The 21,339-nt window shown below is 41.5% G+C and carries 18 protein-coding genes and 1 pseudogene; 13 read left to right on the top strand and 6 right to left on the bottom strand.

Annotated features, from left to right (window positions below; all coding sequences use genetic code 11):
* The 4 genes and pseudogenes from Q0791_RS20220 to Q0791_RS20205 all read right to left on the bottom strand — a co-directional run.
* Positions 1-395: pseudogene (locus tag Q0791_RS20220) on the bottom strand (transposase); the annotation flags it as partial.
* Between the two features lie 399 nt (positions 396-794).
* Entirely contained in the window at positions 795-1,136 is a 342-nt protein-coding gene (locus Q0791_RS20215; protein ID WP_299010460.1) for a hypothetical protein, read from the bottom strand.
* 178 nt (positions 1,137-1,314) lie between these two features.
* Positions 1,315-1,752, bottom strand: coding sequence for an N-acetyltransferase (locus Q0791_RS20210; protein WP_299010457.1), 438 nt, complete (start codon positions 1,750-1,752; stop codon positions 1,315-1,317).
* 468 nt (positions 1,753-2,220) lie between these two features.
* Positions 2,221-2,475, bottom strand: coding sequence for a DUF3081 family protein (locus Q0791_RS20205; protein ID WP_299010454.1), 255 nt, complete (start codon positions 2,473-2,475; stop codon positions 2,221-2,223).
* Between the two features lie 186 nt (positions 2,476-2,661).
* On the opposite strand from Q0791_RS20205, the gene Q0791_RS20200 reads away from it, so the two are divergent.
* Complete coding sequence (locus tag Q0791_RS20200; RefSeq protein WP_299010451.1) at positions 2,662-3,453, top strand: ABC transporter permease; 792 nt, start codon at positions 2,662-2,664, stop codon at positions 3,451-3,453.
* Between the two features lie 3 nt (positions 3,454-3,456).
* Here Q0791_RS20200 and glnE read toward each other — a convergent pair whose 3' ends face one another.
* Positions 3,457-6,321 (bottom strand): bifunctional [glutamate--ammonia ligase]-adenylyl-L-tyrosine phosphorylase/[glutamate--ammonia-ligase] adenylyltransferase, encoded by a 2,865-nt coding sequence (gene glnE, locus Q0791_RS20195; protein WP_299010449.1) that lies wholly within the window; start codon positions 6,319-6,321, stop codon positions 3,457-3,459.
* Positions 6,322-6,865: 544 nt separating this feature from the next.
* Between glnE and Q0791_RS20190 the strand changes: the two genes are divergently transcribed.
* The 8 genes from Q0791_RS20190 to Q0791_RS20155 all read left to right on the top strand — a co-directional run bounded on the left by Q0791_RS20190 (position 6,866) and on the right by Q0791_RS20155 (position 13,775).
* Positions 6,866-7,837: a hypothetical protein gene (locus Q0791_RS20190; RefSeq protein ID WP_299010447.1), complete on the top strand. Its 972-nt coding sequence runs from the start codon at positions 6,866-6,868 to the stop codon at positions 7,835-7,837.
* A gap of 14 nt (positions 7,838-7,851) precedes the next feature.
* Positions 7,852-8,751 (top strand): DUF350 domain-containing protein, encoded by a 900-nt coding sequence (locus Q0791_RS20185; protein WP_299010445.1) that lies wholly within the window; start codon positions 7,852-7,854, stop codon positions 8,749-8,751.
* 80 nt (positions 8,752-8,831) lie between these two features.
* Positions 8,832-10,541: a polyamine aminopropyltransferase gene (locus tag Q0791_RS20180; RefSeq protein ID WP_299010443.1), complete on the top strand. Its 1,710-nt coding sequence runs from the start codon at positions 8,832-8,834 to the stop codon at positions 10,539-10,541.
* A gap of 134 nt (positions 10,542-10,675) precedes the next feature.
* On the top strand, positions 10,676-11,089 hold the full coding sequence (locus Q0791_RS20175) for a DUF2170 family protein (protein WP_299010440.1): 414 nt from the start codon (positions 10,676-10,678) through the stop codon (positions 11,087-11,089).
* Between the two features lie 11 nt (positions 11,090-11,100).
* Positions 11,101-11,790: a PspA/IM30 family protein gene (locus Q0791_RS20170; protein ID WP_299010437.1), complete on the top strand. Its 690-nt coding sequence runs from the start codon at positions 11,101-11,103 to the stop codon at positions 11,788-11,790.
* A gap of 11 nt (positions 11,791-11,801) precedes the next feature.
* Entirely contained in the window at positions 11,802-12,458 is a 657-nt protein-coding gene (locus Q0791_RS20165; RefSeq protein ID WP_299010434.1) for a hypothetical protein, read from the top strand.
* Positions 12,459-12,529: 71 nt separating this feature from the next.
* On the top strand, positions 12,530-12,853 hold the full coding sequence (locus Q0791_RS20160; RefSeq protein WP_299010431.1) for a hypothetical protein: 324 nt from the start codon (positions 12,530-12,532) through the stop codon (positions 12,851-12,853).
* Between the two features lie 100 nt (positions 12,854-12,953).
* Entirely contained in the window at positions 12,954-13,775 is an 822-nt protein-coding gene (locus tag Q0791_RS20155; protein WP_299010428.1) for a potassium channel family protein, read from the top strand.
* Here the strand turns inward: Q0791_RS20155 and Q0791_RS20150 are convergent.
* Complete coding sequence (locus Q0791_RS20150) at positions 13,772-14,848, bottom strand: inorganic triphosphatase (RefSeq protein ID WP_299010426.1); 1,077 nt, start codon at positions 14,846-14,848, stop codon at positions 13,772-13,774. The genes Q0791_RS20155 and Q0791_RS20150 overlap by 4 nt on opposite strands.
* 232 nt (positions 14,849-15,080) lie before the next feature.
* On the opposite strand from Q0791_RS20150, the gene Q0791_RS20145 reads away from it, so the two are divergent.
* The 4 genes from Q0791_RS20145 to putA all read left to right on the top strand — a co-directional run bounded on the left by Q0791_RS20145 (position 15,081) and on the right by putA (position 21,212).
* A complete protein-coding gene (locus Q0791_RS20145; RefSeq protein ID WP_299010424.1) occupies positions 15,081-15,761 on the top strand; it encodes a TIGR00153 family protein in 681 nt (226 codons plus the stop codon).
* A gap of 24 nt (positions 15,762-15,785) precedes the next feature.
* Positions 15,786-17,054 (top strand): inorganic phosphate transporter, encoded by a 1,269-nt coding sequence (locus Q0791_RS20140; protein WP_299010421.1) that lies wholly within the window; start codon positions 15,786-15,788, stop codon positions 17,052-17,054.
* A gap of 163 nt (positions 17,055-17,217) precedes the next feature.
* Positions 17,218-17,802 (top strand): TIGR04211 family SH3 domain-containing protein, encoded by a 585-nt coding sequence (locus tag Q0791_RS20135; protein WP_299010417.1) that lies wholly within the window; start codon positions 17,218-17,220, stop codon positions 17,800-17,802.
* Positions 17,803-18,008: 206 nt separating this feature from the next.
* Positions 18,009-21,212: a bifunctional proline dehydrogenase/L-glutamate gamma-semialdehyde dehydrogenase PutA gene (putA, locus tag Q0791_RS20130; protein ID WP_299010414.1), complete on the top strand. Its 3,204-nt coding sequence runs from the start codon at positions 18,009-18,011 to the stop codon at positions 21,210-21,212.
* Positions 21,213-21,339 lie beyond the last annotated feature (127 nt).

Below are 21,339 nucleotides of genomic sequence, written 5' to 3'. Positions count from 1 at the left end.
CGTGAACGGTAAATCGCAATTTGATGTTTTAACTGAGTCACTTGATGTGCTTCAATCACGTCACCTTTAGCAAATTGACGAGTAATTTGAGTACCATTAAATAATTCATGCCACTGCTCAACCACTTCTCTATCTGACCAACTGTTGGCTTTATTGACATCAATATGAAGCACAACATGCAGATGATTACTCATCACTGCATAAGCCACGACATCAATAGCAAAAACCTCCGTTAACTTAAGGAGTTGTGATTCAACCCAGCCCCGACGATGATCATAGTTTTTCCCTGTATATTTATCATCACCACACAAATAGGCACGCCGCACCACACGGCTACAGCAATGATAATATGGCGTATCTTCAATACTAATCAGGCTTCTTCTCGGACGTGGCATAACAACCTCCTACATCTACTAGTTCATAAAGCTTAGTTGGATGGTTTAGAAAATGCCATTAATCATGGCTGTCTTTATAGCCGTTACAACCTCCAACATCGACTAGTTCATAAAGCTTAGTTGGAGGGGTTAGAAAATGCCATTAATCATGGCTGTCTTTATAGCCGTTGTCTTTAAAAATCTACTATGACGGCATTATTTATCATCAACAACCCCTTTTTCAAATGACAAGTCACCCACCAGCAGTTAGCCAATTTGCATGAGTTAGGGTTTGTTAAGGAAAAATAATAACTGAAAATAGCTAGCGTAACATTGTAAAAAAACAGGAAAAAAGAAATGAGATCCCTAATGGAAAATCACACCACTCACACAAAACGATTAGACTCAAAGGTATTGCATTTAAAGTTCCGATGTTTTGGTGGTCGAGTGAATAATCAACCTTATTGTTGCCGCTCTACTCTCTTTTATTAATAATGAGACAAAATTGGATATAGCAAATAAAGTAAAGATAAAACTAAATATATCAACACCTTCTGTATAGAATAATATAAGTGGCGTAATAGAAATTAAAATACCTACAAAGTGCACATACGCTCGATAAGTGAGTGAGAAATTGTTATTCGCAATGTTCTTTTTTATCGTGATATTACCAAATATAACATCTTTAACAAGGACACTGTCATTGTTTAATTGAGTATTAAAACCCACATGACTCAACTGATTTGAAATTTTTTCTAACATTATTATTATCCTAAAAAATAAATTTATTAAAACGATTACATACTGAGTTTTCTATCAAGTGAGTAACTGGAATTAAAACTCTACTCACAGTGAAATAACAACCACCGACTTGCTCACTGGTATCATTATCACTGGCATTCATGCTTGGAATAAGACCCCTTCCCCTCATTTGCTCTATTTAAAGCTTAATGACAGCAAGCATGTCCTCATCGTCTTCATCCATGCCGATTTCAGAAAAACCAAAGCTAGCATAAAAGCCTTTAGCGACAGGATTTTTTGGGTTATAACAAATCTCGATTTCTTGTAAGTCAGGCACTTTTTTGATTTCAGCCAAGGCTAAGTTAAGCGCCATTCGACCTATTGATTTTTGTTGATGCGCTTTATCGACCATAAACCGCCAAATCGAAATTTTAACGTTAGATTCTTGTACCCACATCAAAAAACCGACAGGCTCTTCTTCTAGATAAATGGCTCTGGTTTCATACCCTTCATTATATCTAGCTTCAACTAATGACCACATATTACAGGCGACATAACTTGTCTGTTCTTTTGTGACATCAAGTTCACACACTTGCTCATAATTCTCTTTTGTGACTGGACGCAACGAGACTTCCATGGCGTTTCCTTACAACTTAACTGCTTATTTAATAGCAACTCATTTCTTAGGTGCTCAATTCATACAATAAAGTATCACTGCTAAGTATTTGTTGTAAATATAATAGTTATATTATTAATAAGGTTTGCAGTCACTTTATCTTAATCCGATAATCAGCGACTACAGGACAAATAACACCTTAACGTCATATCCCTTAACATCACATCCCTTAACGTCACTTACCATAAATCGCCCAGTCCAGTATCGCCCAATAGTGCTGCATAAAACTCTCGAATGTTGTACTCAATCCGATAATCAGCGACTACAGAACAAATAACACCTTAACCTCACATCCCTTAACGTCACTTACCATAAATCGCCCAGTCCAGTATCGCCCAATAGTGCTGCATAAAACTCTCGAATGTTGTACTCAATCCGATAATCAGCGACTACAGGACAAATAACACCTTAACCTCACACCTCTTAACGTCACATTCCATAAATCGCCCAGTAGCGGCGCATAAAATTCTCGAATGCGGTGCTGTCTGGATAATCAAACTCGTACTTATTATGGAAAAACAGCGTTAAACTGGTGCGGCCATCGGTGAGCACAACCGTATAACCATCACTGTCAGACTCGACTGTGAGTCCCTCGAAATGATAGACACCGTCTTTTTTGACCCCATCTCGAGTGATTTTATTGACTACCGCCAAGGCTTGATGTACATCGATTTCATTTTTCATGAAAGGCTCCTCATTAATGGAGAAAAGAGAAATTCGCGATACAGAGTTAGTGATACTCCCACCTTGACCTTAATGCAAGTAAGAACCCTTTCATTCTAACCTAATATCATTTCGTCACATTCAAACGGTATACTGACATTTTCTCTATACTCACTGAAATCACTCATTTGACGATAAGGCTTGCACATGCAATCAATTATTGAGATCAGTTGGCTTGAGCTCTCACTATTTAGCTTTATTCTGCTAATTCCTTTAAGTATTAATTACTTTCTTAGACTCGCATTAGCTCAAGAAATGATTATTGCATCGGTAAGAATGGCCATTCAGCTGGTGCTTGTGGGCCTGTATTTACAATACTTATTCACTTTGAATAACGTTTGGATCAATGTGCTTTGGCTATTATTAATGGCGCTCATTGGCACTAGCTCCATCATAGGTAAGAGTCATTTGCCTAAGAAACCACTTTTCATGCCTATTTTTAGTGGATTACTCGTGGGGCTTATTCCATTGCTCTTCATTATACTCATAGGATTACTGTTACCTTCCCCCCCTTTCAGTGCGCAATACTTAATTCCCCTCGCGGGCATGCTATTAGGCAACAGTTTAAGCGGTAACATTGTTGCCTTACAGCGGCTTTTTACCGCATTTGATGATAGAAAGATGGAATATGAAGGCTTGCTAGCACTGGGAGCAAATTCGAGGCAAGCTGCTTTTCCTTTTATACAAACAGCGCTGCAACAAGCGTTAGCGCCCAGTTTAGCGTCAATGAGCACCACAGGGTTAGTCACTCTGCCAGGCATGATGACAGGGCAAATATTGGCGGGGGTCGATCCTATCACTGCCATTAAATATCAACTGGTGATCTTAATCGCCATTTTTGTGATGATCATAGTGTCAGTGACCACGGCATTGCTCCTCACAACCCGCAAGCTGATTAACCCCAGCGGCCTTATCTTAGTGTCTTTAAAAAAAACATAACCATCAAAGTTCAACAGACCCTAGCATTTCGTGGTATATCAAGCTCACATTATGCACACTGGGCTCCACTTTATCGGCTGGCAACAAGCCTGGTAATCTTTGTAGAGTAAGCCTGTGATTTTCATCTCTTAAAAAACAATAAGCTTGGGTTAAATATTCTGCTTGATTAATACAAATCAGCTCTAAATCGGCAAGCATACTAAAAATGCGAATGTTATCTGACCAGACTGCGAGCTCTTTATGCTCATGGGCGTGAGCAAGCACGAGATATTGAGCAATAAACTCAATGTCGACCATGCCGCCACAACTGAGTTTTAAATCAAAGGTATTCGATTTTGCTTTCAATAAATGATCGCTCATTTTTTTACGCATGGTTTTCACATCGGTGGCTAACTGGCGCTTATCTCGCTTCTGGCAAATGACCTCACTTCTAATCTCACCAAACCGACTCAATAATGTATTATCACCAAATAAACACCTAGCTCTCACTAAGGCTTGATGTTCCCAGGTATGAGCGTCATTTTTTTGATACTCACCAAAACTTTCAATTTCACTCACCAATAAGCCTGAAGCCCCCGACGGTCTCAGGCGCATGTCAACTTCATATAACTCACCCGATAAGGTTCGCGTGGAAAACAAATGCAAAATACGCTGAGCCAATTTTAGATAAAAGCGGCCAACCTCAATAGGTTTGTCACCATTTGTCTCGGTTTGCTCAGGGCTGTTATGTAAAAAAACGAGATCGAGATCGGAGCCATAACCCAACTCTATTCCTCCCGCTTTGCCATAACCCACAATCGCAAAGCCCATTTCCCCTTGCCCTAAATGAGCGGGAGTACCATAACGTGATGTCAGATCTGCCCAAGCTTGGATCACCACCTGCTCGATAATCGCCTCAGCAAGTAAGGTTAAATGATCGCTCACAGCCATAACCGGTAATATCCCTGTTACATCCGCCGCGGCGACTTTAAGTTGCTGTGTTAATTTAAACTGCCTTAACGCTTCCATTTGTTGCTCTAAATCATCTTCAGGGACGCGAAGTAAATACTGCCTCAATTCACTGGCATAATCACTTAAGGATGTCGTGTGATAAAGTTGAGTAGGATCGATAAGCTCATCGAGTAGCATAGGGAAATTAGCCAATTGCTCAGTGATCCAAGGGCTCGCGCAGCACAATCTCACTAATTGTTGACGAGCCCCGAGATTTTCAAACAGTAATTCTAGATAGGTTGTCCGTGTTAAAATTTTATCCAACACGCTTGATACTGCAGCTAATGCCCCTGAAGGACTCGTTTGTGTAAAAAGCTCTGTAAACAACCTAGGCATTAATTTATCTAAGGTCTCGCGTCCGCGATGACCAAGAGTTCGGTTGGCAATATTTTCCCGCCACTGCTGTAATATCGGCCAAAATTCAGTATCGCTAATATATTGCTCATCGAGCAGAGCCTGCATATCTTCTTCGCTATGAGTATGCCAAAGCTGATGAGTCCAGCTTTGTTCCATGTCATCTTTTTCTTGACCCCCTATAGTGTCGATAAAATGCTCATGGACGGTTTTCATAGCGGCGTCGATTTGCCCTTTAAGCTTATTTGGCGAGGAAACTTGCATGGCATAACATAAACGTTGCCAATTAAGCTCATCATTTGGCAAGGTTTGGGTTTGCTCATCATTAATCGCTTGCAGTAAATTTTCGACTCGCCTTAATAACACATAACTTTTTTTCAATTCATCAACGGCTAAGTATTCCAATACTCCAAGTTGATATAAATTTTCAATGGCCGCAAACAAGCTTTGTTGCCTTAATGTCGGTTCACGTCCACCGCGAATGAGCTGAAAACTTTGCACCACGAATTCGACTTCACGGATCCCCCCCGCCCCTAATTTAATATTATTGACCAGTGAGCGGCGGCGCACTTCTTGAGTGATTAATTGCTTCATTCTTCGCAGTGCATCAATGGCGGAAAAATCGATGTAGCGTCGATAAACAAAAGGCCTCAACATATTCAGTAATGCACGGCTATGCTCATTCTCTTCACCCAACGGACGCGCTTTCACCATGGCATAACGTTCCCAATCACGCCCTTGCTCTTGATAATAATCTTCAAGACCTGAAAAACTCACCACTAGCGGCCCACTCTCACCATAAGGCCTCAAACGTAAATCCACTCGGTAAACAAAGCCATCGCAAGTCACTTCATTCAGGGCCTTAATTAACCTTTGCCCTAGACGAATAAAAAATTCTTGATTCTCAAGTGATCGACGCGCACCTTGTGTCTGGCCATGTTCAGGAAAAGTAAAAATCAAATCAATATCAGAAGAGAAATTCAGCTCTTTTCCACCCAATTTACCCATACCTAAGATTAATAGAGATTGTGGCTGGCCGTCATCGTCACAGGGCATGCCGTATTGCTGACACATTTTTTGATAAAGCCAATCTCGCGCACTCACCACTAAGACTTCGGCTAGCATAGATAAATCCAGTAAAGCTGCATCAAGATCGCAATACTCTAAGAAATCTCGCCACGCAATACACACCATTTGCTTATTTCTAAACTGTCTTAGGATCCGCTTAAATGCTTCTTCATCATCCACATTTTGCAATAATGTGTGCAACTCATGGGCAAACTGATCTCGTGATAAGGTATGTAATTGATCATGCAACAAATCGGCTATCCAGTCAGGATGACGACAAATTTGTTCGGCAATAAAATCACTCAACCCCATGACACGACGAAGCTCTTCTTGCTCAGCCTCATTGAGCGTTGCAATCACATTTGGCCACAATGACGTCAATCGCTGCCAAGCGTCATTGGCTGTTTGTATAAGAAGTTGAGAGAACAACTTGTTACCTGATTCAAGCGTAGTCATAATACCTCTAGGGCCTGTTTATATTTCGTGATTAAATTATGTTCAGATAAACCTGTTTTAATCGCGGCGAGAGGTGTGATACCTAGTCATTCTAAGCGAATGCCTCTCAACAAAGAGTAAAACACGTTTAGTAAATCCTACGGACAGCGCTTGTCGCTCCTTTCTACGGCGTTATCGCTTATTTATGGAGAATAACTACACCGCATAAGCTCTGCCTTGTATAAAGAAACGACAAACTGCTGCAGAAATATTCACCAAAGATAAACAGGCCCTAGTACTGTAGACTATCGACATAATATGTCGTCAATGGTATAACTGTGCCTCAATCAAGAAAGTCATCTTGCATCATTGACTGACATTCACACCGTCATGTTTGCAATATCATCTCTTGATTGATTTTATGCTGCCATAGAAAAGAATAACCTAAAAACCTTGGCCCTTTAATGAACACTTATTATTCTTTGTACCACAATCATTTTGGCCTATTGTAATTTACATTCGGTATTTTTATCAAAATACCCATAATCATTAATTTGGAGAAAGCATGGCAAGAATGCTGCTAGGTGTTCTCACCGTCATACTCGCGTTATCGCTAACAGGATGTGGTGATGAAAGACCGGAAAAAATAACCCAATTTCAAGCCTTAGCTCAAAAACGATTGAATACCCTCGCCAGCATGCTCAATGATGGCCAAATTCGAAACGCCACCTTGTTGAGCCAATATACCAATATATTAGCGAAACAAAAACCCGATCTCGCTCCGCTGTTAAATCAACTTGCAACGGATGCAACTCCCAATGGCCCTTTATTTACTTCACTGACGCGTCGTTTAAAAGAATCAAAAACAGCATCGAATTATGTGGGTTTAGATCAACAGCTTGCCGAGGTAAAAAATATTTATGAGGCGGCCGATCCCAATCAATATAACGACATGCTCTCGGATCCGGTTAATGTAGTTGCAGACATGTCCAATGGCGAGCTCGGACGGGTTAACGCCATCAGCCAAGCCGCATCCCAACTTGCTAATAACGCCGATGGCAGTGAGGGCAATCAACTCGTCGGTAATCCAAGTTATGGCAGTTGGCAAACGGGTTCAAATGGTATGTCATTTTGGGCTTGGTATGGCATGTACTCCATGTTTTCCAATCTCACTCGTGGACCTGTCTATTACGATCGATGGTCAAATGGCCGTGATTACAGTTATTACAATGATGTCGGTCGTTCTCGTTATACCTCTCCCAAACAAGCTGCTGCTCAAAATAGCACTTATGAGAGAACCAAAAAACAATTCAACTCTCAAGGACGTCAATTTAATAGCCCTTATGCCAAAACGCGCACGGGCAGTGCAAGCTTATCTCGTCAAAGTACAAACAGCCCTAAAGCCAGTACAGTGGGCACTAAAAGCAGCTATGCAAAAACCAAAAGCAGCAGTAAGTTTAATTCAACTTATTCCAGAGACAGTAGCTTTCGTAACTCCAGTAGCCGAACTACCCGTAGTGTTCGTCGGGGCAAATAATTTAAGGAACTGATATGACATTTTTTCAAGACTACGGTTTAACACCAGAATTGGCCATTATTTTAGCCATCGATTTAACCATTGCCGTCATACTACTGGCCTTAATGCGTTATCTACAAGGCTGGAGTATCAATGTAAACAGTCACCATGAATTGGCAGAAAAAGACAACTTCGCCTTTGGGATCAGTACAGCAGGTGGCGTAATGGCCCTCGGTATTGTACTGACTGGCGCCATTACGGGCGAAGCGGCGAGCTCATATTTAGTCGAGGCTATCGGAATGACAGCCTATGGTGTATTTGGACTTATCCTCATCAAGCTTGGCCGCTTTTTACACGATAAAATAGCACTCAATGAGATCAGTAAAAATGCGCTGATTATTAAGGGCAATGTCGCTGTTTCTATTGTTGATGCCTGTGCGGTTATCGCAACCGCCATCATTATTCGCTCCGTGCTGATGTGGGCTGCAGACTTAACCTTAGATACCTTTATTGCTATCTTTAGCGCCTTTATTATTTCTCAGCTAATGCTAGTGTTACTCACTCGATGGAGAGAAAACCGTTACGCAAAACGCAATCAAAATGCATCAATGCAAGCCGCACTAGAGCAAGGTGAAATTGCCATTGCCGTTCGTCATGGGGGATATTTATTAGCCATGGCCTTTAGTTTCAGCGCGGCAAGCCATTTCATCGATTATGATCCTCAAGCCTATGTGAATAATTTACTGGGCTGGCTTATTTTCTCGATCATTATGCTTGTTGCCTTATCTGTGCTGTTAGCCATAGTTAAACAATTAGTCTTAGCAAGGATTAATCTCACGGATGAAGTGGAAAAGCAGAAAAATATTGGTATCGCTGCGGTCGAAATGGCCATCAGTGTTTCTATTGCCTTAATTCTAATGGCATTAATGGCTTAGCCTTGAATAGCTCGGGCAGTGTGATTGCTGCCCTTTTTCCTATGACTGACCGCCTTATTTGACGATATTTGGACAAATTGATGTACGCCAATGTGAACACTCCACAGGTGAAAAACCGAAAATTAGCTTGGTTCGATGATGTGTTATTGCTCGGCATTATGGCGGTTCTCGCCGCTTGTGGGCTCATTTATGAATATCTATTATCTCACTATGCTGGCCGCATTCTTGGCGCATTAGAAGCCGCCATTTATACCATGATAGGCTTGATGATCGTCTCCATGGGGTTAGGCGCCTTTGCCGCTCGAAAAATTCGCTGCGCGTTCACCGGCTTTGCTGTTTTAGAACTGATTGTGGCGCTATGCGGCGCATTAGCCATTTTGATCACCGCATCGATTATTGGTTTTGGTCAGCAATTGCCTCAAATTATCGCCAATACCTTAGGCTTACCCGCCGATCAATTGCCAAACGGTGGCTTTATTGGTACTTTTCAACATTTAAGCCAGTACTTGCCTTATATGTGGGGCGTATTATTAGGCCTAATGATCGGCATGGAAATCCCACTCATTGCTCGTGTTCGTCAAGCATTATCGGATGAACATCTATTACATAATGCGGGCACCATTTATGGCGCAGATTATATTGGCGCAGGAATTGGCGCAGCTATCTGGGTGGGGTTCATGCTCGCCATTGATATTCAACTGGCCGCCGCACTCACCGCCAGCTTTAACTTATTAGCCGGGTTTGCATTTATCAGCCGATTCTGGCATAAAATTCAACAGCCAAAATTATTACTTGCTGGCCACATTATTGCCAGTGGTTTGCTCGTGCTCTTAGCATTACATGGGCCCAAGTGGGAACAAGACTTTAATAATTTACTTTATAAAGATAACGTGCTTTACTCAAAAGCCACTCGCTTTCAACAGCTCACTTTCACAGAGCGCCTAAGAGCCGCTCCGCTTCCTCCTGTTTATTCCATGTATATCAATGGCCGATTACAATTTTCCAGCAGCGATGAGCATATTTACCATGCCTTTCTTGTTCACCCCACATTAGCCGCCAGTGCTCGCCATAATAATATTTTAATTATTGGAGGAGGAGACGGTTTAGGCTTAAAACAAGTCCTGAAATGGCAACCAAAACAGGTCACACTTGTGGATCTCGATGTGGGGTTAATTGATATCTTTAAACAGACAGATCAAAGCATCCCACCTCGCCTTCAACAAGCATTATTCACGCTCAACGGTAACGCCCTTAACGACCCCCGCGTGAACTTAATCTTTAATGATGCCTACAATGCTGTGGATCAATTACTGGCTAAAGGCAAAATGTTTGATGCCATTATTGTGGATTTACCGGATCCCAGCCATCCAGACTTAAATAAACTGTACTCCGACGTTTTCTATCGAAAGCTAAAGGAATTGTTAAGTCGAGACGGAGCTATTACTGTGCAATCGACCTCTCCGTATCACGCCGCAAATGCCTTTATTTCAGTGGGTAATACATTAGAAAGCGCAGGGTTTACTGTAAAACAGTATCATCATAATGTGCCAAGCTTTGGTGAATGGGGATGGAGTATTGGTACTCTAATGGGCAGTAATGCCAAACAACGCTTACAAAAATTGCAGCAGTTGCCAGTGGAAGAGCTTTGGTTAACCCCTGAACTGATCCAGGGTGCTTTCGCGTTTCCCGCACAATTTTACAAAGATAAAGCACAAGTTAAAGTGAACATGTTAGGCTCAATGCAATTGTATCAATATCATCAACAAGCTTGGTTAAATGATCAAGGATAATTCCCCTAAATACCGATACATGATAAGAATATGAGTTTAAGCAGGTTTAAGTATATTAACGGTGAGATAGTGCTTGACATATTATGTCACAGTGCTAATCTTTAATTAAGACATAATATGTCATAAGGACAAACATGAATATACACAATATCGCGGATCACCTCAACGCGTTAGGTGATAGTAGCCATACGGGTCTTAAATTTGATTGCTACCCTATTGATGGTGAAGTGGATGTGTTGCAAGTCAACATAGCAGGCCGTGAAGAGTTACCCATATTTGTATCGGTTACGGATAACCAAATTCTCTGCATTAGCTATTTATGGGGAGAAGATGAAGTTAAACCAGAAACACGTTTAGCCATGTTTGAAACCATGTTGGAATTAAATATTCCTATGCCTTTATCATCTTTTGCAAAAGTCGATGATAAATATGTTGTTTATGGAGCACTCTCAGTGCAATCAAGCATGCTAGAAGTAGAACAAGAGTTATCAGTATTGTCTGATAACTGCCTAGAAGTCATCGACGAATTGGTCGACTATTTGAAATAAAGGAGCCTATTATGGGCATTTTAAATAAAATTCTTACTGCTTTTCGTGGCGGTGCCACTGAAGTCGGACAAAGTATCGTAGATGCAAACTCAACCCGTATTTTTGAACAAGAAATACGTGATGCAGAAAAGCACTTAACGAAAGCCAAACGCGATCTTACAGACGTAATGGCTAAAGAAATGCAAGCCAGCCGTGAAGTCGATCGCTTAAAGCGCTCTATCGCCGAACATGAAGGTTATGTGGCTCAAGCGCTTGAAAAAGAAAATGAAAGTTTAGCCCTTGAAGTGGCTGAAAAAATTGCCGGACTTGAACAAGAGCTTGCCGAACAACAGTCTGCCAATGAAAGCTTTACCGCACATGCGACTCGCTTAAAAGAACTGGTTCGCAAAACAGAGCGTCAAGTGGCTGATTACCAACGTCAGTTAACTATGGTTAAAACCACTGAAAGTGTGCAAAAAGCCACGGCAACCATCACCGACTCTTTCGCGGGGAGTAACTCTAAGTTATTAAATGCTAAAGATTCATTAGAGCGTATCAAAGCGCGTCAACAAAACTTTGATGATCGCTTACAGGCCGCAGAAACATTAGCTGAAGATAACAGTGATAAAGCCTTAAGTGATAAGTTAGCAGAAGCCGGAATTGGTGAGCAAAAATCCAATGCCAATGCAGTACTCGATCGCATTAAAGCACGCAAAGGCTAAAGGAGAAAGACGTGGGATTTCTAAGCGGCCTCTTTGGCAAAAAAGAAGCACCTAAACGTCAACTCGATCACCCTAATAAGCTCAACAAGGGGGATATGATCTCCCTTGATGACAGCTTTGCTTTGCCCATGCAACTGCGCGGGCAACAGCTTAGGGTCGAAACAGTGAATACTTACGAATATGAGCGTAAGCAATTTGCCGAATGGGTTCTCAAAGGCCACAGCAATGAAGCAGTCTTTCTGTCATTAGATGAAGATGATGAGACTTATCTGTCTTTATCCATCAAAGTGACACGAGATCAAGTTGAGCAATTATTTGATCTTGACGAGTTTGCCAATATTTTTGAAGAGCCAGGCAAAGCTCAGCTAACCACACTGCCCCTAAAAGGAGAGTTAGCTAATCTGCTTGATAAATGGTATGCAGATGCTTATCATCAGGTCTCTTTTTCGAATCTCGGTTATTTTCATAAACTTGATTATCGTGGCCAAAAACCACCACAAGATGAAGAAGGTGAACGAGGTGAAGCCTTTGAGTCTTATCAGCTTTTAAGCAATGATGAGACCAAAGCTATCGATATTGAAGTCTATGAAGGAGGCGTCACTGACGTGATGCTCACCCTCTTTAGACCCCTATCGGATATCCGTGATTACTGGCCTGCAGAGCTATAACCTATTCCATCAAGCCAAGTGTAACCTTAACTGGCTTGATGGTTTTATTGATATGACAAGATGATAATGCTATGAGTAAACCATCATTACCGCCCCACTGGCAGCAAAACCAAAAAGCGGCAAAAGCGACTCAAGTGGCTTTCGATCTCGATGAAAAATTTCAATATAGCATTCGTAAGGCGGCGCTAGATGCCGGTGTCAGTCCTTCCGATCAAATTAGAGATATTTTAGGTCTCAGTGTCACAAAGCGCCCTAAACGTCCTAGGCTAACCGTCTCATTAAGCAGCGAAGATTATGCATTACTGGCGGAAAAATATCAGCTACCTATCGATGCTCAATTAGAAATTAAAAAACAAGTTCTCAATGACTTAGTCAAGTTTGTTGATCAAGAATAACACTTGTCCATCAAAAAGCTTTAACCGCATTCAAAGGTTTTACATCCGTTAAGCTTGCAGCTTATACTGAACTCCTGCAAACTTAAAATGGACTTGCTGCATGGTCGAAACAAAGCGTCGAATACTTCACAAGACGGAAACCTTAACCCCGATGCTGTTAGCGATGATGTTACTATCATTACTCTCTGTGATCCTTGTATTGACCTTAGCTTTTGCCAAACTCAACCCTGAGACACGCTATCTGCTCTTTATTATTGACACCAGTATTTGCATTATATTTTTAACCCATTTCTTTTATGGTTTTTTTAAATCATCTAACAAAAAGCATTACCTAAAACACCATTGGGTCGATCTCATTGCTAGTATTCCCGCAGTGGAAGCCTTTCGTTTTGCCAGACTGTTTCAAATTCTCAGAGTGATCCGCTTAATTCGCATAACCCGATCTCTACTGGTTCCCCTTGTCACACAGCGACACCAAACCACCCTTGCCGGATTACTCGTTGCCATGGTGACCATCTTAACTTTATCTTCTATTTTTATGCTGATCGTTGAAAATGGTGTACCCGGCGCCAATATTATTACGGCAGAAGATGCGATTTGGTGGGCCATTGTCACTATCTCAACTGTCGGTTATGGAGATTACTTTCCGATTACGCCATTAGGTCATTTGATTGGTGCGCTCGTCATTATTTGTGGCGTCAGTTTTTTTGGTGTCATTTCAGGTTATATCGCTTCCATTCTTATTGCCCCTAGCGATCATGAACAACTCGAAGCCTATGGTAATGAAATGCGCAATGATTTTGAAGATTACTGCTTGCGAGTTGAAGAAACCCAAAATAAATTACTGGCTGAAATGAGTGCACTCAGAGACATCATTGAGCAACAAGCTTCCAGCCAAAGCCAGTCTAATAAAACACCTTAATCCTTTAAAATATTATCTAATAATATCAATTGAATATTGCCATAATCAGTATGAGAAAACAGTGATAATATTTTAGCGTTTACTGTGGTGGCATTGATATCATTTTGCTCTTGTTTGTCTTCCTTTTTATGATCAAATGAGACTTGGTCAATCTCTGTAATCAACCGCTCGAACATGGCTTTGCTATCATCAGAAAGGCCTTGAATATAAGAAAATACAATTTGTAGCAATTTTAAATGCGCTTGAAAGTTTTGATATCCACACACAAGATCATTTATCTCACCTTCTACCAATGCCTCTTCCAACGCCAACCAATTCCCTAACCCTAGTGTTAAACATTCATGAACACGCACGGAATGAGAAGCCAAATCTTTTTTAGCAATAATGGCATTCACTTGTTCTTTAAAGTGCACCAGTTTCTCTGTATCACTCAATTGGTCACGATTTTCAGCATGAATAATGCCTGCTTTTACCGCTAAAGCATAACCTCGCTTAGCTTTACTGGATTGCCCAAATCGCATTGGGATCTTAGCAAGCAGGTATTCTGCCAGTGCAATTAAACTCTCACGAGTACCTGAAATCAACTCAAGTTCCAACTCACAAATCGACTCATTAAGTGCGTCCACATGAATAGAACCTATGTCTAAAGCCACCTCGATTAGGCTATTATTCCAGCGAATATGCCAGCACTGTCTTTGAAAATCAGTACTGAATAAACATTTTAGCGCATTATTTACACATTCAAGCTCAGTGTTATTTGGCCATATATGACTTGGAAAAAGAGCCAAATTAGGAAAATCTTGCTCAATATTCACATTAAATTCGGGTCGATTATGTACTCCGCCAATGACAGTTCCTGCCGTCTTAATAGTTTGTTCTTTTTTGAAACCGACTTGCCTAATCCTAAGACCCATGTTCCAACGACGCAATTGTAAATCTGACGTATCAAAATATTTATTCTTAAGCATCACAAGTGGCTTAGCTTCACAATCGTTTAAACTGTCAAACAAATCAATAATGCTTTTTTTGTTCTGCTGCTGAAACAATAACTTCAATTCTATTTCCGTTGCCATATAATTTTAACACGCCTTATCATTAAATTTTAATCAAACTGTCATCAAGCCTTCATTCGTGTAATATTTTTGTAATATTAACGCCGTAGGATGCGATTTACAGTTATTAAGTAACTCGTTAAAATAAAAACTGGTCCATTTATACAAAAACACAGTTTTAATACGTTGGCGCTTGAGTTAACATGCGCCCGATTTTTCCAATAATGGAATAACCAAAAATAGGTAAACGGCAATGCCAGTCAACTCTATTTTAGGCGTGTTTGCAAAATCGCCCATAAAGCCTCTACAAGAGCATATCGACAAAGTATATGATTGTTCATCCCTACTTGTCCCATTTTTCGAAGCCACTATTTCAGGAAACTGGGATAGTGCCGTTAAGCTGCGCAAAAAAATTAGCCAAGCAGAAAGAGATGCTGATTCACTAAAACGTGAAATCCGCTTGAAACTGCCTGGTGGTTTATTTATGCCAGTTGAACGCACTGATTTACTGGAGCTGCTTACCCAGCAAGATAAAATAGCAAATAAATCAAAAGATATCTCAGGCCGAGTCATAGGTCGTGAACTGCTTGTTCCTACTGAGATCCAAACTCCTTTCTTAACCTACCTGACTCGTTGTCTAGACGCTGTAGGAATGGCAAAAGAAGCCATTAACGAACTTGATGACTTGTTAGAAACAGGTTTTCGTGGTCGTGAAGTGGCTTTAGTAGAGAAAATGATCAGCAAGCTTGATAGCATTGAAGAAGATACGGATAGTTTACAAATCAATATTCGTCGCCAACTTTTTGCCATCGAGAATGAACTAAATCCAATCGATGTGATGTTTTTATATAAAATCATCGAATGGGTAGGTGATTTAGCCGACCTCGCAGAACGCGTTGGTTCTCGCTTAGAGCTAATGCTAGCTCGCGTCTAACAATAAGATTAATAAGGCAGTGACATGGTTGATGTATTAATCACCAATGGCCCGTGGCTAATTGCCATCGCGGCCACATTTGGGTTTTTAATGGCATGGGGTATCGGCGCAAACGACGTCGCCAATGCGATGGGGACTTCTGTAGGCTCTAAAGCCATTACCATTAAACAAGCGATTATTATCGCAATGATTTTTGAATTTGCAGGTGCATATCTTGCCGGTGGTGAAGTCACCAGTACGATACGTAAAGGGATTATCGATTCAGCCTATTTTGTGAATGTGCCCGAACTCCTCGTCTACGGAATGATAGCGTCCTTATTAGCTGCAGGGATCTGGTTAGTTCTCGCCTCTGCATTAGGCTGGCCGGTATCAACGACTCACTCTATCATTGGTGCGATTATTGGCTTCGCTGCAGTGGGAGTCAGTCCCGATGCAGTCGAATGGGGTAAAGTGGGTGGTATCGTTGGCTCTTGGATTGTTACCCCTGCCATTTCTGGTTTTATTGCCTTTGCGATTTTCCAAAGTGTACAGAAACTTATCTTTAATACCGATGATCCATTAAATAACGCTAAACGCTTTGTCCCTTATTACATGGGATTAGCCGCCTTTGTGATGTCTCTAGTGACCATTAAAAAAGGCTTAAAGCATTTAGGTTTAGACTTTACTAATGGTCAAGCATATGCTTTAGCTGTTGGCTTATCTGTCTTGGTGATTATCGGTGGCATGATTGCTGTTAAACGCCTAAAAATGGATGCAAAAGCCGATCGCCAAACACAATTTGGTAATGTTGAAAAAGTCTTTGCCATTTTAATGGTCGTGACAGCCTGCTGTATGGCCTTCGCACATGGTTCAAATGATGTCGCTAATGCAATTGGCCCACTGGCTGCTGTTGTTTCTGTTGTTCAAAGTGGTGGAGAAATTGGCAGCAAATCGCCGCTTGTTTGGTGGATTTTACCACTAGGTGGTATAGGTATCGTTATGGGTCTGGCTATTTTTGGCAAACGCGTCATGAAAACCATTGGCTCTAACATTACGCATTTAACCCCAAGTCGAGGCTTTGCGGCAGAACTTGCAGCCGCATCAACTGTGGTCATTGCATCGGGTACAGGTCTACCTATCTCAACCACACAAACACTTGTCGGTGCAGTATTAGGTGTGGGTATGGCTCGTGGTATTGCGGCGATTAATATTGGTGTTGTCCGTAATATTGTCGTCTCTTGGGTGATCACCTTACCCGCAGGCGCTGGATTGTCTATTATTTTCTTCTTTACCATCAAAGGTGTTTTTAGTTAACGCCTAGAATAAATAGATAACAACATTGAAATACCTTTAATATATAGAAGCCTGCTAATTAGCAGGCTTCTTTTTTTAACATGAACAAATCGCAGTATCACTTGCAAACAGCGCACTAAATCCCTAGCATGTCCTCATATATTTAATTGAAGAGAATTATGAAGTGTTAAGACTCCTGACTTTAGTGGGGTTACTATTACTCTCCCCAAGCTTACTGGCGGCCAATCAAACTCGCTATATTTCTGATGATGTCTACCTCTATCTACTCAGTGGGCCCGGAACCCAGTATCGTATACTTGGCAGTGTCGAAGCAGGCCAAAATGTCACCTTTCTTTCTGAAACAAAAGGTGACTATAGTAAAATTATCGATCCTAAGGGACGTGAAGGATGGGTTGAAACTAAGCTACTGAGCAAACAAGAAGGTTTACGTTTTAAATACCCTAAACTTCAAAAGGAGCTAGAAGACACTAAAATCAAACTGACTCAGTCGTTAAACTCAAACGACAACAATATTCAAGAGTTAAGTGATGCCAAGGCTCAAATCACTAAATTAAAAGCGATCCTTGAAACCACAACACAGCAAAGAGACGAAGCAAATGCCAAGCTGGAGCACATTCAAGCCAATGAGCGCTTTGAAATGTGGAAAGAAGGCGCCATCATTGCGGGCCTTGGTGCACTTGTCGGTATGATCTTCATTTATATGCCAAAACCGAGAAGAAAGAAAAACAAATATTCATCAAGATTTTAATGCGTTCTGTCAAATGTACGATAAAAAAGCCAATACCATTTGTATTGGCTTTTTTGTTACCTGCTGAAAATAACAAAACTAGCACTTGTTCCTCACAATATTTTATCGTTATACTCTCGCTCAAATAATCATATATTGTATACAAAATACAAAAATAGCCCTGATCCTACAAAAGCGGTGCTTTATTCGGATAAGCGGGCACACAAATGGAACTCTTCACTATGTTTAAAGCCAGTCAGCTTCTCTCCGGTTTCTATGACTCTGCCACTCTTGATCAACTCTTTAAAGCAATAAGTGATAATTACATCGTCAATGAAGAAGCCTATTTATCAGAACTTATCGCTTTAGTGCCCGCATCCAATGACACTCTAGATAGCATTCAACACAGTGCAGAAAATTTAGTAAAACAAGTCCGTCAATACGATAAGAAAGGACTGACGGTTGGTATTGATGCTTTTTTACAACAATACAGCCTAGAAACCCAAGAAGGCATTATATTGATGTGTCTGGCTGAAGCCTTACTGAGGATCCCAGACAGTGCCACTGCCGATGCACTCATACAAGATAAGTTATCCGGCGCTCAATGGGATGAACATCTACGGCAAAGTGATTCTGTGTTAGTCAACGCGTCAACCTGGGGACTCATGTTGACAGGAAAAATCGTTAAACTGGATAAAAAAACCGACGGCCAACCCAGTCACTTGCTCAATCGATTAGTCAACCGTTTGGGTGAACCTGTGATCCGCCAAGCCATGCTCGCTGCTATGAAAATCATGGGCAAACAATTTGTATTAGGCCGTAATATTAAAGAAGCCCTAAAAAACAGCGAAGCGAAACGTAAAATGGGTTATACCCATAGCTATGATATGCTCGGTGAGGCCGCATTAACACAAAAAGATGCCAAGCAATATTATCAAGATTACAGCCAAGCTATCGAAGCACTAGCGGCAAAAGGTTTTGATGAAAAAAAAGCACCAAGACCCACTATTTCCATTAAATTATCAGCCTTACATCCTCGCTATGAAGCCGCCAATGAAGAGCGTGTGTTAACCGAGCTATTTAATACTGTCATGGCGCTTATCACCCAAGCGAGAAAACTGAACATAGGTATTTCAATTGATGCTGAAGAAGCCGATCGACTCGAACTTTCTTTAAAGCTCTTCAAAAAACTCTATCAATCAAACGCGGCTCAAGGCTGGGGTTTACTAGGTATTGTTGTACAAGCCTACTCTAAGCGAGCCTTGCCCGTTTTATGCTGGCTCACTCGTTTGGCTAAAGAACAAGGTGATGAAATTCCTATCAGACTGGTCAAAGGGGCTTATTGGGATAGCGAGCTAAAGTGGGCCCAAGAAAACGGTGAAGCAGGCTATCCATTATTTACTCGCAAAGCGGGTACAGATGTGTCCTATCTTGCTTGCGCACGCTATTTATTATCCAAGGCGACTCAAGGGGCCATTTATCCACAGTTTGCCACTCACAATGCTCAAACTGTTGCCAGTATTACCTATATGGCAGGGGAACGTCAATATGAATTCCAACGTCTTCATGGCATGGGTGAAGAACTCTATGACACCTTATTGGCTGAAAAGCAGTCCACCAGCGTTCGAATTTACGCTCCTGTTGGCGCCCATAAAGATTTATTACCTTATTTAGTGCGCCGCCTATTGGAAAATGGCGCTAATACCTCTTTTGTACATAAGTTAATTGATCCTAAAACCCCCATTAGCTCGCTGATCACCCATCCGATAATTAGCCTTAAAAAACATAGGACGTTTGCAAATGAAGCCATTGTATTGCCTCAACAAATTTTCGATGACAATCGGCAAAATTCAAAAGGTTTAAACCTGAATATTGATTCTGAGTCTATTCCTTTCCTTAAAGCCATCAATGAATTTAATCATACACTATGGTCAGGCGCTCCTTTAGTAAATGGCAAAGTATTAAAGGGCGATACTTTAAGCGTCAATAGCCCCTTCAACACTCAGTTAACAGTAGGAAAAATCAGTTTCGCAGATGAAGTCGCCATAGAAAGTGCCCTCGATAGTGCCAGCAAATCTTTTCATCACTGGTCCAAAACGCCTGTAGCTGTTCGTGCTGACGCTATTAACAAACTGGCCGACTTATTAGAAGAGAACCGCTGCGAACTCATTGCATTATGTACACGAGAAGCAGGAAAAAGCATTCAAGATGGTATTGATGAAGTCAGAGAAGCCGTCGATTTTTGCCGCTATTATGCCATTCAAGCCACCAAAATGATGGCTCGCCCTCAAAAGCTCAATGGCCCAACGGGTGAATTAAATGAGCTTTTCTTGCAAGGTCGAGGCCTATTTGTGTGTATTAGTCCTTGGAATTTCCCCTTAGCCATTTTCTTGGGCCAAATCACAGCAGCGCTAGCAGCAGGTAATACCGTTATTGCCAAACCTGCTGAGCAAACCTCATTAATCGGCTATCGCGCTGTAGAGCTTGCCCATCAAGCGGGGATCCCAACCGATGTATTGCAATTTCTTCCTGGTACTGGTGCAACAGTCGGCTCAGCGATTACCCGTGATGAGCGTATTGCAGGTGTTTGCTTTACAGGTTCAACCCAAACAGCCAAACGCATCAATATCACGCTAGCGAACCGCGAAGGCGCAATCATACCTCTTATTGCGGAAACGGGTGGACAAAATGCCATGATTGTTGACTCAACGTCACAACCAGAGCAAGTGGTTAATGATGTCATTTCCTCCGCCTTTACCAGTGCCGGACAACGCTGCTCAGCCCTAAGAGTACTCTATTTACAAGAAGATATAGCAGATCGCGTAATAGAGGTGTTAAAAGGTGCGATGGATGAAATCTGTATTGGCGATCCGAGTCTGTTAAAAACCGATGTGGGACCGGTAATTGATGAGACCGCGCAAGCTAATCTCAATGCGCATATTGATCATATCACGCAAACTGGACATTTATTAAAATCTGTACCTCTGTCAAAAGAAAACAGCAAAGGCTATTTTGTCTCACCTACAGCCGTTGAAATTGAGTCTATCAAAGTCCTTAATAAAGAACATTTTGGCCCTATTTTGCATATCATACGCTTTGCCGCCAATAAGCTCGATGACATTATTAATGACATCAATAGTACAGGTTTTGGTCTCACATTGGGGATCCATAGCCGAAATGAAGGCCATGCACTCGCCTTAGCCGATCGCGTCAATGTCGGTAATGTCTATATTAATCGCAACCAAATTGGCGCAGTGGTGGGAGTACAACCGTTTGGCGGCCAAGGCCTCTCAGGCACAGGTCCCAAAGCTGGCGGTCCACATTACCTCACTCAATTCGTCACGGAAAAAACCCGCACCAATAATATTACCGCCATTGGCGGTAATGCCACTTTGCTATCCTTAGGTGATGGTGATGATTGGATAGAGTAATAATCTCTCTCCTTTTTATTGCAAGATAAAAACAAAACCCACCAAAAGGTTAATGCCGATCATTTAACGATTTATTGATCGGTTGACTGATCGTTTAAATGCGTCAAAATCCGAGTCCTATCTCTAG

The sequence above is a fragment of the uncultured Shewanella sp. genome (assembly GCF_947495455.1).
In the GTDB taxonomy this organism is placed as follows: Bacteria; Pseudomonadota; Gammaproteobacteria; order Enterobacterales; family Shewanellaceae; genus Shewanella.
Note: the sequence above shows the minus strand (reverse complement) of the source record. Positions and strands in the feature narration are given on the sequence as shown.

Bases quoted from the DNA above. Each gene is read 5' to 3' on its own strand.
- Q0791_RS20160 (WP_299010431.1), top strand. From the start codon at position 12,530: ATGAGTAAACCATCATTACCGCCCCACTGGCAGCAAAACCAAAAAGCG.
- Q0791_RS20210 (WP_299010457.1), bottom strand. From the start codon at position 1,752: ATGGAAGTCTCGTTGCGTCCAGTCACAAAAGAGAATTATGAGCAAGTG.
- Q0791_RS20215 (WP_299010460.1), bottom strand. From the start codon at position 1,136: ATGTTAGAAAAAATTTCAAATCAGTTGAGTCATGTGGGTTTTAATACT.
- Q0791_RS20200 (WP_299010451.1), top strand. From the start codon at position 2,662: ATGCAATCAATTATTGAGATCAGTTGGCTTGAGCTCTCACTATTTAGC.
- Q0791_RS20180 (WP_299010443.1), top strand. From the start codon at position 8,832: ATGTACGCCAATGTGAACACTCCACAGGTGAAAAACCGAAAATTAGCT.
- Q0791_RS20185 (WP_299010445.1), top strand. From the start codon at position 7,852: ATGACATTTTTTCAAGACTACGGTTTAACACCAGAATTGGCCATTATT.
- Q0791_RS20190 (WP_299010447.1), top strand. From the start codon at position 6,866: ATGGCAAGAATGCTGCTAGGTGTTCTCACCGTCATACTCGCGTTATCG.
- Q0791_RS20140 (WP_299010421.1), top strand. From the start codon at position 15,786: ATGGTTGATGTATTAATCACCAATGGCCCGTGGCTAATTGCCATCGCG.
- Q0791_RS20150 (WP_299010426.1), bottom strand. From the start codon at position 14,848: ATGGCAACGGAAATAGAATTGAAGTTATTGTTTCAGCAGCAGAACAAA.
- Q0791_RS20155 (WP_299010428.1), top strand. From the start codon at position 12,954: ATGGTCGAAACAAAGCGTCGAATACTTCACAAGACGGAAACCTTAACC.
- putA (WP_299010414.1), top strand. From the start codon at position 18,009: ATGGAACTCTTCACTATGTTTAAAGCCAGTCAGCTTCTCTCCGGTTTC.
- glnE (WP_299010449.1), bottom strand. From the start codon at position 6,321: ATGACTACGCTTGAATCAGGTAACAAGTTGTTCTCTCAACTTCTTATA.
- Q0791_RS20145 (WP_299010424.1), top strand. From the start codon at position 15,081: ATGCCAGTCAACTCTATTTTAGGCGTGTTTGCAAAATCGCCCATAAAG.
- Q0791_RS20205 (WP_299010454.1), bottom strand. From the start codon at position 2,475: ATGAAAAATGAAATCGATGTACATCAAGCCTTGGCGGTAGTCAATAAA.
- Q0791_RS20175 (WP_299010440.1), top strand. From the start codon at position 10,676: ATGAATATACACAATATCGCGGATCACCTCAACGCGTTAGGTGATAGT.
- Q0791_RS20170 (WP_299010437.1), top strand. From the start codon at position 11,101: ATGGGCATTTTAAATAAAATTCTTACTGCTTTTCGTGGCGGTGCCACT.